Source organism: Parabacteroides sp. CT06, from assembly GCF_002257605.1.
Classification (GTDB): domain Bacteria; phylum Bacteroidota; class Bacteroidia; order Bacteroidales; family Tannerellaceae; genus Parabacteroides; species Parabacteroides distasonis.
The window spans coordinates 1078179-1090430 of the sequence record NZ_CP022754.1; the positions used below are offsets into that span (position 1 = coordinate 1078179).

General features: G+C 49.8%; 6 protein-coding genes and 1 pseudogene. 6 read left to right on the forward strand and 1 reads right to left on the reverse strand.

The annotated features are described in order from the left end of the window. Window position 1 precedes the first annotated feature (1 nt). Complete coding sequence (gene atpD, locus CI960_RS04775) at window positions 2-1519, reverse strand: F0F1 ATP synthase subunit beta (RefSeq protein ID WP_005861799.1); 1518 nt, start codon at window positions 1517-1519, stop codon at window positions 2-4. A 377-nt stretch (window positions 1520-1896) separates the two neighbouring features. Between atpD and CI960_RS04780 the strand changes: the two genes are divergently transcribed. The 6 genes and pseudogenes from CI960_RS04780 (at window position 1897) to CI960_RS23870 (ending at window position 11904) form a co-directional block, all read left to right on the forward strand. Further along, window positions 1897-2628, forward strand: a complete 732-nt coding sequence (locus CI960_RS04780) for a copper homeostasis protein CutC (RefSeq protein WP_005861801.1) — start codon at window positions 1897-1899, stop codon at window positions 2626-2628. Window positions 2629-2795: 167 nt separating this feature from the next. Beyond that, entirely contained in the window at window positions 2796-3176 is a 381-nt protein-coding gene (locus tag CI960_RS04785) for a hypothetical protein (protein WP_005861803.1), read from the forward strand. Between the two features lie 90 nt (window positions 3177-3266). Beyond that, a complete protein-coding gene (locus CI960_RS04790) occupies window positions 3267-4430 on the forward strand; it encodes an efflux RND transporter periplasmic adaptor subunit (protein ID WP_005861805.1) in 1164 nt (387 codons plus the stop codon). Between the two features lie 5 nt (window positions 4431-4435). Then, the gene (locus tag CI960_RS04795) at window positions 4436-7594 is read left to right on the forward strand and encodes an efflux RND transporter permease subunit (RefSeq protein WP_094582238.1); all 3159 of its coding nucleotides are present in this window, start codon (window positions 4436-4438) and stop codon (window positions 7592-7594) included. Then, the gene (locus tag CI960_RS04800) at window positions 7584-9026 is read left to right on the forward strand and encodes an efflux transporter outer membrane subunit (protein ID WP_005861807.1); all 1443 of its coding nucleotides are present in this window, start codon (window positions 7584-7586) and stop codon (window positions 9024-9026) included. Before CI960_RS04795 ends, CI960_RS04800 begins: the two co-directional genes overlap by 11 nt. Before the next feature lie 232 nt (window positions 9027-9258). After that, window positions 9259-11904 (forward strand): annotated as a pseudogene (locus CI960_RS23870) (DUF5916 domain-containing protein). The last annotated feature ends 348 nt before the right edge of the window (window positions 11905-12252 follow it).

Sequence of the window (12252 nt, forward strand, 5' to 3'; positions counted from 1 at the left end):
ATTAATTTGCTTGTTCTTTCAGCTGCTTGGCCTTCTCCAAGACATCCTCGATGGTTCCTACGTTTAAGAATGCCTGTTCGGGTATGTCATCCGTTTCCCCGTCCATGATCATCTTGAATCCCCGGATCGTATCCTCTATAGAGACCATGACACCGGGTACGCCAGTGAATTGTTCTGCCACGGAGAAGGGCTGGGACAGAAAACGTTGTACACGGCGGGCCCGGTTGACCGTTAGCCTGTCCTCGTCGGAAAGTTCTTCCATACCGAGGATGGATATGATATCTTGAAGTTCCTTGTTCCGTTGCAGGATTTGTTTTACCCGTTGCGCTGTGTCGTAATGCTCCTTGCCTACGATCAGCGGATCAAGGATGCGGGAGGTGGATTCCAGCGGGTCTACGGCCGGATAGATACCGAGTTCCGTGATCTTGCGGCTGAGGACGGTTGTTGCGTCCAAGTGCGTAAAGGTAGTCGCCGGAGCTGGGTCTGTCAAGTCATCGGCAGGAACATACACCGCCTGTACGGAGGTGATGGAGCCCTTCTTGGTTGAAGTGATACGCTCTTGCATAGCTCCCATTTCCGTGGCCAATGTCGGTTGGTAACCTACGGCGGAAGGCATACGCCCCAGCAAGGCGGAAACCTCGGAACCGGCTTGGGTGAAACGGAAGATATTATCGATGAAGAATAATATATCTTTTCTTTCTCCCTCAGAGGCTTTGTCACGGAAGGATTCGGCGATCGTCAAACCGGATAAGGCCACGGACGAGCGGGCGCCCGGCGGTTCGTTCATCTGCCCGAATACCAAGGTAGCCTGCGACTTAGCCAATTCATCGTAATCGATCTTCGACAAGTCCCAGTTGCCTGCCTCCATACTCTTCTTAAACTCCTCGCCGTATCGGATGACACCGGATTGGATCATTTCACGCAATAGGTCATTTCCTTCACGTGTACGTTCACCCACACCGGCGAAGACGGAGAATCCGTTGTTTTTCTTTGCGATGTTGTTGATCAATTCCATGATCAATACCGTTTTGCCGACTCCGGCTCCTCCGAAAAGTCCGATCTTGCCTCCTTTGGCGTAAGGTTCCAATAAATCGATTACTTTAATACCCGTGTACAAGACCTCTTGGGTCGTTGTCAGATCCTCGAATTTAGGAGGCTCACGATGGATGGGAAGAGCCCCGTCTTTAGTAAGCTGGGCCATGCCATCGATAGGGTCGCCGGTGACATTCATTAAACGTCCTTTGACTTGGTCGCCGGTCGGCATGGTGATGGGCATTCCGTATGACACGGCCTCCATGCCTCGTCTCAATCCGTCGGTCGTATCCATCGCTACGGTACGGACGGTGTTTTCCCCGATGTGTTGCTGAACTTCGACGATCAAGATCTTTCCGTTTGGGCGGGAAATCTCCATGGCGTCGTGGATACGGGGGAGGGTTACTGTTTCTTCTGTCCCATAATCAAAGTGGATATCCACTACCGGGCCGATAACCTGTGAGATATAGCCTTTTATTTCTCCCATAAAGCCTATTTGTTATTTATCTTAACCTATTAAAATGTCGTTGCAATATTACGTTTTATGGCGTTTCGATCCTTGAAAATAGAACTTTTTGTGTCTTTTTGAGATTAGTTAAACATTAAACTATTTAGCTGTAGTTCCGAAATAGACCAATTTGTTTCTTATTTGGACGAATCAGAAAGCTATAGTCAAATTTCTAAGGCATAGATAGATAAGGAGATACGAATTTGCTGCCTTTTTGATAGTAAAGGTGACAGTTCTGTTTTATTTTGTTAATCCATAGTAGAGGTGTTTTTAATGGTATCGGATAGTTATTTGTGGTTCTGTTGAGCAAGTGGTGATATTTATGTAATTTTGTACGTCAACAATACTAAATAAACATGAAACGAATTATTGAGATATGCGCGAACTCCGCCCAGAGCTGTGTGGAGGCGGAGGCGGGAGGCGCTACCCGTGTAGAGCTTTGCGCCGGGATACCCGAAGGGGGAACTACACCTAGTTATGGAGAGATCAAGACGGCGAAGGCTCTGACTTCCAAGATCGATATCAATGTGATTATCCGTCCGAGAGGCGGTGATTTCTTGTATACGGAAGCCGAGGTACAATCCATGCTATTGGATATAGAACTGTGCAAGGAGCTAAAAGTGCATGGCGTCGTTTTCGGCTGTCTTACGAAAGACGGGGATATCGATGTACCCTTGATGCGGCGCTTGATCGAGGCGGCAAAACCTCTGTCCGTAACTTGTCATCGTGCTTTCGATGTTTGCCGGGACCCATTCACTGCGTTGGAGCAGCTAATCGAGTTGGGATGCGACCGTATCTTGACCTCCGGCCAGCAATCGGATGCCGTGAAAGGAATCCCCTTGATCGCCGAGCTGGTGAAACGTGCGGACGGACGGATCATCATCATGCCGGGATGTGGCGTACGTGAGAATAATATCGGGAAAATAGAGGCGGAGACAGGAGCGAAAGAGTTTCATACGTCCGCCCGAAGTATCGTATATAGTAAAATGGAATACCGCAATGAGAATGTCCCGATGGGAAGCAGTATCGTGTCCTCCGAATTCGAGACGGTGCAAACGGATCGGGAGAAGGTAAAAGCATATATTTAAGTGCTGGTATAGGCGTGAGCCTGTGTCGGTATTGGTGTAGCCCTACGCCTATACCGGCATCGCCTCATGCCTATACCGGCGTGGGGCGATACCAATACTCGTATGCGGGTGAAATGTTTTTTCTTCCCAAAAAGATTGTTTATCTTTGCGCCTCCATTAGATAAAAGATGCTAAATGTAACAGTGAATAATCGTTTTGGGTTTCACCAGCGTATCATGCTTATGATCATGTTGGTGCTGTTACAGTTTTATTCCATTGGAAGCGATTTCTTTCCGGAGAATATTACCACTACCTCGATGGAAATAGTCGATAAAGAGGCACCCGATGTGTTGTTGGATTTTGACGATAACGCCTCCTTGCGAACGGTACGTCAGGAGCAAGTGCAAATCCGAGCCTTGGAGATCGATTTGATATGGGACTTGTTTACGATTCTGGATTTACATGAATTAATTCATTCCTTGGAACTACGGCAATGCGCCAAGCTTCCTTTATTTTATAACCTACACAAAGCACAGAATTTCGTTTGGTTCTGTTCCTATCTGATTTAGTAGAACTTACCTGTTTCTTATTGTCGCGCATGGGGTGATTCGCCTATGTGCTTTTCGTCGTATTCAAATAATTATAAATCTATAAGTTTTATGAGGATAAAATTGTTTTCTAACTATTTACCCTTACTATGCTTAACGGCTTGTGTATGGGTATCTTGTAGCCAAAACCGGGAGAAAAAGTCCGGGAAGAAAGATCATACGCCGGTGATGCGGTTAACCACGACCACGATCGAGGTGCCGCAGTCCTATGTAGCGGATGTACAAGCCGTACAGTTCGTAGAGGTGAAACCGAAAGTGGAAGGGTTCGTGGAGGCCGTCCTTGTAGATGAGGGCGAGCACGTGAAGAAAGGGCAGGTGCTTTTCAAGCTTTCCTCGGCGGAATTGTACGAGGAGGTGAAAGAGGCGCAAGCCAATCACAAACAGGCCCAAGCCGAGTTGAAGATGGCGGAGGTAGAGGTAGACCGCATCAAGCGTTTGGTGGAGAAAGATATCATCTCGCCGATTCGTCTGGAGCAGGCGATGGCCGAGGCGGACGTGGCACGCTTGCAGGTGCAACAGGCCAAATCCCGTTTGCAACGTGCGGAGACTAATTTCTCGTACACGACGATCACGGCTCCTTTCGAGGGATACGTGGACCGCATCCCCTTTAAGGTGGGAAGTTTGGTTACGCCGAGCAGCTTATTGACCTCCTTGACGGACGTATCGGATATGTTCGCCTATTTCAAGATCAACGAGAAGGAGTATCTGGAATATAAACGGACGCAGTTGAGCGGTATCGACCAGCCGGAGTATAATAATCTGGAGCTGATCCTTTCCGACCAATCCACCTATCGGTATAAAGGGAAGGTAGAGACCGTGGAGGGCGACTTTGAGCGGGGTACCGGATCGATCGCTTTCCGTGCCCGTTTTGCGAACCCGGAACGTTTGCTGCGACATGGCGTATCCGGTAAGATCCGGATGCTGACCAAGATGGAGAACGTGGTCTTGGTTCCCCAGCAATCCACTTTCGAGATACAGGATTTTACCTATGTATATACGGTAGCGGAAGATGGAAAGGTGAGCGTGCGTAGCTTCGAGCCGTTGGCCCGCCACGGTTCTTATTACGTAACACAGGATTTGCCGGACCAGACCGTCATCGTCTACGAGGGTGTTCAGATGATCACAGACGGCATGACTATCAATCCCGATATGGTAGATGGAGCCACGATCCGTCGCCAATTGGAATCGTCTAATGAAATCGAGAATAATAAGTAAGCCCTATGTTTGAAATATTTATCAGACGCCCTATCTTATCGGGCGTGATATCGGTGGTAATTGTCTTCTTGGGATTGCTGGCGATCAACTCCTTGCCGATCACCCAATTCCCGGATATCGTGCCCCCATCCGTTACCGTTACCGCCCGTTATACCGGAGCGAACGCCGACGTGATGGCGAAAACGGTGGCGACCCCGCTGGAGCGTGCTATCAACGGCGTGCCCGGAATGACCTATATGACCTCTGTTTGTACGAACGACGGTATGTCCTTGACTACGATCTATTTCAAGGTCGGTACCGACCCGGACGTAGCTTCCGTGAATGTGCAGAACCGTGTGACCACCGTGCTGGATGAGCTTCCGGAAGAGGTGATCCGTGCCGGCGTGATTACGGAGAAGGAGGTAAACAGTATGTTGATGTACCTGAACATCATGAGCTCGGATAGTACCCATACGGAGAAATTCGTATATAACTTTGCCGATATCAATATCTTGCGTGAGTTGAAGCGCATCGATGGCGTGGGATTCGTGGAGATCATGGGTAGCCGCGACTATGCGATGCGTGTATGGCTGAACCCGAACCGGTTGGCGGCTTATAATATGTCGCCGCAAGAGGTTACGGAGGCGATCCGCTCGCAGAATATCGAGGCGGCGCCGGGTAAGACGGGTATCAGCTCCGACAAGATCCCGCAGCAATTGCAATACGTCTTGCAGTATAGCGGTAAGTTCAGCACGCCGGAGGAATATGGCGAGATCGTCTTGAAAGCCCTGCCGGACGGTTCCGTGCTTCGCCTGAAAGACGTGGCTACGATCGAGTTTGATTCCGAGGATTATAATATGATCTCCATGACGGACGGAAAGCCCTCGGCCTCTATCATGATCAAGCAGCGTCCGGGCTCGAACGCCCGTGAGGTGATCCAGCAGATCAAGGCGAAGATGGAGGAATTGAAGGAAACGACGTTTGCCCCGGGTATGGAATATAATATCTCGTACGACGTATCCCGTTTCTTGGACGCTTCCATATCGGTCGTGCTCAAGACCTTGCTGGAGGCGTTTATCTTGGTATTTATCGTGGTGTATCTTTTCTTGCAGGATTTCCGGTCTACGTTGATACCCGCTATCGCCGTTCCGGTATCGTTGATCGGTACGTTCTTCTTTATGCAGATGCTGGGTTTCTCGATCAATATGCTGACTTTGTTCGCCTTGGTGCTTGCTATCGGTATCGTGGTGGATAACGCGATCGTGGTGGTAGAGGCGGTCCACGTGAAGATGCACAACGAGAAGCTGCCCCCGTTGAAGGCGACGAAAAAGGCGATCGGTGAGATCGGAAGGGCGATTATCGCTATTACGCTGGTGATGTCCGCCGTGTTTATCCCGGTCGGTTTCATGGATGGTACGGTGGGTATCTTCTATCGCCAGTTCTCATTGACGCTTGCTGTGGCGATCGTGATCTCCGGCGTGAACGCCTTGACGTTGTCTCCGGCTCTTTGCGCCTTGTTACTGAAGCCGGTATCTCATTCGAAAAAGGCGAAGAAGGGCCTTCTGACTCGTTTCTTCGAGGGCTTTAACCGCCGTTATGATTTCTTGGAGCGTCGTTATCGCTTGAATTTAAGATGGTTCTTGAACCGTCGGATGCTGACGTACGCAACCTTGATCCTTTTCTGTCTGGCCACGTGGGGCATGACGTTCGTGTTGCCTTCCGGCTTTATCCCGAACGAGGACCAAGGTATGATCTATGTGAACGTAGATGCGCCTCCCGGAGCTACCTTGGAGCGTTCGGAAGCGGCCTTGAACAAGGTGCAAGCGGCTTTGTTGCCGTTGGAAGAGGTGGAGACGATCTCTACCTTGGCCGGCTATAGCTTGATGACCGAGACGGAGGGTGCCAGCTTCGGTATGGGTATGATTAACTTGACCCCTTGGGATCAACGGGAGCAGACGGCGGCGGAGTTGATGAGCGTGTATGCCGATCGTGTCGCCCATATCAAGGATGCGGACATCCAGTTCTTCCTGCCGCCTACGGTTCCGGGATTCGGTAACGCGAGCGGCTTCGAGCTTCGTCTGCAAGATAAGACCGCCGGTACGTTCGCCGAGTTGGATGAGGTCGCCAAGAACTTCGTGGCGAAGCTGAACGCTGATCCTCGCCTGACTGGTGTCACTTCCGGCTTCAACCCGAATTTCCCGCAATATCTGCTCCGGGTGGATTTGGCGAAGGCGGCTAAGCTAGGCATCAACGTGAACGAGTCCATGGAAACCTTGCAATCCTATGTAGGTAGTTTCTATTCCTCCAACTTCGTCCGTTTCGGCCAGATGTACAAGGTCATGTTGCAAGCGGCGCCGGAGTATCGTATGAATCCGGAGGATTTGTTCAGCCTGTATGCTAAGAATAAGGAGGGGAATATGGTGCCTTACTCCAACTTCATGACGATGGAGCGTGTGTATGGCCCGAGCCAGATTACCCGTTACAACCTGTTTACCTCGGCCATGATTACCGGCGAGGCCGCCCCGGGTGTCAGCTCGGGTGAGGCGTTGGCGGCTGTCGAGGAGATCGCTTCCGAGGTATTGCCCCGTGGTTACGATACCGAATGGTCCGGTGTGGCGAAGGAGGAGAAAGAGTCCGGCGGGCAAACGTTGGTGATTTTCGCTATTTGTTTGGCATTCGTCTATCTGTTGCTTGCCGCCCAATACGAGAGCTTATTGCTTCCGCTTCCGGTCATCCTGTCGCTTCCGGCGGGTGTGTTCGGCTCGTTCTTCTTGCTGTACGTGGTAGGGCTGGAGAATAACATCTACGCGCAGGTGGCGTTGGTGATGTTGATCGGTTTGCTGGGAAAGAACGCGATCTTGATTATCGAGGTGGCGAACCAGTGCCGTAAGGAAGGTATCAGCGTGATGGGGGCCGCTATTCAAGGGGCTACCAGTCGTTTGCGCCCGATCTTGATGACCTCCTTCGCTTTTATCAGTGGCTTGATTCCGTTGACGATCGCCTCGGGAGCCGGTGCCTTGGGGAACCGTTCGATCGGTACGGCGGCGGCCGGAGGTATGTTGATCGGTACGTTTGTCGGTATTTTCTTGATCCCGGGGCTTTACGTGATCTTCGAGTCGCTGGCTACTTATTTTAAAAAGAGAAAAGAGAAAGAGCAAATTAAAGAAGACGAGTATGTGTATTGATAAGATGAGATATATAATGATAGGCTGCGCCTTGGCTCTGATTGCTTTGGCCGGTTGTAAGACTCCCGAGCTATCGATGGACGAGCGGATCTCGCTTCCGGAATCCGGCGAGATGGGAATGAACGACACTACGTTCGTGAAACCGCTCTCGTGGGATGTCTTTTTCCAAGATACCTTATTGCGAGGCTATGTGGATGTGGCTTTACGCAATAACCATTCCTTCCAGCAGAGCATGGAGCGCATCGCCATGAGCCGTGCGGCCTTGCAGCGGGCGAAGGAGCTTTTGCTGCCGGACGTGAATTTGAACATCGGAGCCTCCGTGAACCGTTTCGGTGAATATACGATGGATGGTGTGGGGAATAGCGAGACAAACGTGCCTTCTTTGCCAAAGGATAAGCATATACCGGACCCTTACCGGGATTTCGGCTTGAGCTTGAGCTTTCAATGGGAAGCGGATATCTGGGGCAAACTGACCCGGAAGAAGCAGGCCGCCGCCGCTCGCTGGATGGCTTCCGTGGAGGCTACCCGTTTTGCCCAGTCGATGTTGATCTCCGATTTGGCGATTCAATATTATGAGTTGATCGGCTTGGACCGGCGTAAGGAGGTGTTGCGGAATGCGCTGGCCAGTGCCCGTCGTTCCCATGAGCTGACCCGCCAGTTGAAGAAGGAAGGGGCGGAGACGCAGTTGGCGGTCGATCAGTTTTATGCCCGTGTGTTGTTGATCGAGAGTAAATTGCTGGAAAACGATCAGTTGATCGGTGAGAAGGAGCGGGCGATCGCTTGCCTGTTGGGTGTTTTCCCCTTCGAGATTCGCCGGATGGGATTCGATGAGTTGCGTAAGTTGCCGGTTCCCTTGTCGGAAGGGATTCCAGCGAACCTCTTGACATTGCGTCCGGATGTACGTTCCGCCGAGATGGGGTTGGTCGCCTCCAAGGCGGATGTGATAGCGGCGAAGGCGGCTTTCTATCCCTCGTTGGTGCTTGGCGCCAGTGGTGGTTTCAATGCGTTTGATGTGGGTAAGTGGTTTCATTCGCCGGCCTCTTTGGTGTACGACTTGGCGGCGGGTATCACGGCTCCTATCTTCCGCCGCAATGAGATCCGTTCGATGTGGAACGAGGCGAAGGCTTCCCAGCGTATCGCTTTATCCCAATACCACGAGACCGCTTTGAACGCTTACACCGAGGTGCTCGATCTCTATTGCGCCAGCCAGACCCAAACGGAGCGTATCCGCTTGAAAGAGAAAGAATCCCTTGCCCACCAACGTTCCGTGGTGAATGCCGGCGAGATGTTCCAATTAAGCTATACCGGTTTCTTGGAGGTTCTTTCCGCCGAGGAGCGTTATCTGGATAGCGAGCTGGAGCATATCGATATCGTCACCGATTTATGCCGGAAGAAGATATTGCTGTACCGGGCGTTGGGAGGCGGTTGTTGATTTTTATCGTGACGCTATTGTTATTGTACTGCAACCCGCATTGCAGTGTTACTGCACGCCGGTTGCAGTAGCGCTGCACGTGCGTCGCAGTACTACTGCAATACGGGTTGCAGTGAATACTTGATATCGTATGCCTTTGGCTACGTTGCGATAAATCTTGGGAAGATGTGCTCTTTTCTGAAAAGAAGTGCTTATCTTTGAGGCTTATTGTTATCTTATAGTCTAGGCCATTATGAAATATCTGACTCTACTCGTGTTTTTAGGAATCTCGTTGTTGTGCGAAGCCCAGCAAGATTCGATCGTCCCTTTTGAGAAAGCTTATAAGCGTACCTATAATATCCGGAAAGTATCGGGAGTGAAACCTACGATCGACGGTAAGTTGGATGAGGACTTTTGGACGAAGCAAGGCGAATGGTCGGATCGTTTCGTACAGATTATCCCTTATGAGCGGGCGATCACTCAATCCCCGACCCGGGTAAAACTTTTCTATGATGATAAATATATCTATGTAGGTGTATATTGCAAGGACGCCGTGCCGGATAAGATGAATCGTTTTATCGGGAACCGGGATGATAATAGTCTGGGCGATTTGATCAGCGTCGCTTTCGACACCTACCATGATTATCGTGCGGCACCGGAATTCAATATCAATCTAGGAGGAAATAAGACGGATCTGGTCGTAACGGATAAGTTGAACGTCAACCTTAGCTGGAACGCCGTTTGGGAAGGACGAACGAATATCAACCGGGCGGATTCCAGTTGGACCGCCGAGCTGCGTATCCCGTTCAGCCAGTTGCGTTATAACCAGCGATCGGAGGATGGCGTTTGGGGCTTGCATGTACGCCGTATCATCCGTAGGAATAACGAGGTGCAAAATTGGAGCATGATCCCCTTGAAGAATAACGGACATGTCTTTTCGTTCGGAAACATGAGCGGCATGGACTCTGTTCCCAAGCCTCGCGGCATCGAGTTCTTGCCGTATGTAATGGGTAAATACAGGCAGGAACCCCGGATAGACGGCAGCCCTTATCAAAAAGGGCATAGCTGGGGAGGAAACGTGGGCTTGGACGCTAAGTTCGCCCTCTCGGATTATACGTTGGATATGACGATCAATCCGGATTACGGACAAGTGGAGTTGGACCCCTCCGTAATGAACCTTACGGCTTACGAGACGTTTTACGATGAGAAACGCCCCTTCTTCTTGGAAGGAAAACATATCTTGGATTTTGCGAACGGTAGCGATATGATGTTTTATACCCGTAGGATCGGCGCCTCTCCCTCTTATACGCCACGGGGTATAGACAACGTAGGCAGTTATGCCGAGACGAAAGAGAATGTGCCGATTATCGGTGCGTTGAAACTGACGGGTACGAATAAACGGGGCTTGACGATCGGAGTGATCGAGAGTGTAACGGCACGTTCCTCCTCCAAGGTTACCCGTAACGGGGTGGAGGATGTGGAAGTCGTGGAGCCTTTGACAAACTATACCGTGGCCCGTGTGTAAAAGAACTGGAAGGGGAATACCTTGCTGGGCGGTATGGTGACTTCGGTAAACCGTGCCTTGGATCAGCCTTATCTGGAGGATTTCATGGTGCGTAACGCTTTCACGGCGGGTATTGACTTTACCCAGTATTTCAAGAATCGCCTTTATTATATAGATGTAAAGGGAATGTTGAGTTCCTTGCATGGTAGCGCCGGGGCGATCACGGCTTTGCAGAATAGCGTGGCGCATTATTATCAAAGGGCTTCCTCCGCCGATTATCTGGGGGTGGATCCTACCCGTCGCTCCCTGACCGGAACGGGTGGTTATGTGAAAGTGGGACGGAAAGGAAACGCCAAATGGAACTTCTCGGAGACCTTTACTTGGTCGTCACCCGGTTTCGACTTGAATGATATGGGATATATGAAGGAGACAGATTATCTGATGAATGAGACGGAGATCATGTATCGGCAGACCGATATCTGGAAGATATTCCGGTACAACGCCTTTACCCTGTCCCAAAAGAATATGTGGAATTACGGCGGTACTCCTTTTAGCAACAACGCTTCTTTGCGTTGGCAAAGTATGACGATGAACCGGTATGAATGGGATGTCAAGGAAACCTTTGCTTGGAATTGGCTGGATAGCCGCTTGCTGCGAGGGGGACCGGATGTTCGCTTCGGTTCTTATTTCTTAACTTCCGCTAAGTTCAATACCGATAAGGCGAAACGAATGATGTTCATGCTCAAATACGAGGGCGATCATAATTTCGAGGGAAATCGCTTCAATACGATCTCGCCGAGCTTGACATTCCGCTTGGGAAACCATGTCTATTTGTCCGGTCAACTGGATTATGCGTGGAATACGGATGAGATGCAATATGTGGCTACGACGAGTCCGCTTAGCTCGAGTAGCTTGGCCCCTTATTATTATGTCATGGGCCACATGGATCAGAAGACCTATGGTCTCACGCTGAAATTACAAGTGAACGTGACCCCCGATATTTCCATTCAATTTTATGGTGCCCCGTTCACCTCCATCGCTAAATACGATGATTTTAAATTAGCGGCGGATACGAAGTCGCATACCTTTGAGAACCGTTTCCAACGTATTGATCCGGATCAATTGACTTATGCGGATGGAGTCTATACCATCGGGGAGGGAGCTGGGCAGATGCCTTTTAGGAACCCTGATTTTAGGTTTAACGAGTTTCGTTCCAACTTGGTAGCCCGCTGGGAATACTTGCCCGGTTCCACGCTTTATTTCGTATGGGAACACCGGATGTCTAACCGGGACAACTGGTACTCCTCCGGCTGGGGAAGTAATCTGGATCGTATGTGGGGACTCCCCGCTACAAATACGTTCATGATCAAAATGAATTATTGGTTCAATCTATAGTCTATTTGTAGTTCGGATTGAATTATTGAATGGATGTTGGCGGAACCTGATCGTGTTGTTTGTTTTTTATGATTTTTATTTATATTTGCGGTGAAAAGAAAAATGCTTCTCAATGCAAACAAGATTTTGAGGCAAGTTAACCTTGATGTTTAATGAATAAATCTTAAATTTTAGATATGGTGAGAGATGGATAGAACAGTGTGTGGGTAATCTCATTCAGATGAGATGTTTTTGAAAAGAATTTTTAGTATAATTCAAGTGTAAAAGAGACTTAAATCTAGTTTTATGAATAATAAATATTACTTAGCAACGGTGCTTTTAGCGTTAGGAGCGTTCTCTCCGTTGTAT

Bases quoted from the DNA above. Each gene is read 5' to 3' on its own strand.
- atpD (WP_005861799.1), bottom strand. From the start codon at position 1,519: ATGGGAGAAATAAAAGGCTATATCTCACAGGTTATCGGCCCGGTAGTG.
- CI960_RS04795 (WP_094582238.1), top strand. From the start codon at position 4,436: ATGTTTGAAATATTTATCAGACGCCCTATCTTATCGGGCGTGATATCG.
- CI960_RS04785 (WP_005861803.1), top strand. From the start codon at position 2,796: ATGCTAAATGTAACAGTGAATAATCGTTTTGGGTTTCACCAGCGTATC.
- CI960_RS04780 (WP_005861801.1), top strand. From the start codon at position 1,897: ATGAAACGAATTATTGAGATATGCGCGAACTCCGCCCAGAGCTGTGTG.
- CI960_RS04800 (WP_005861807.1), top strand. From the start codon at position 7,584: ATGTGTATTGATAAGATGAGATATATAATGATAGGCTGCGCCTTGGCT.
- CI960_RS04790 (WP_005861805.1), top strand. From the start codon at position 3,267: ATGAGGATAAAATTGTTTTCTAACTATTTACCCTTACTATGCTTAACG.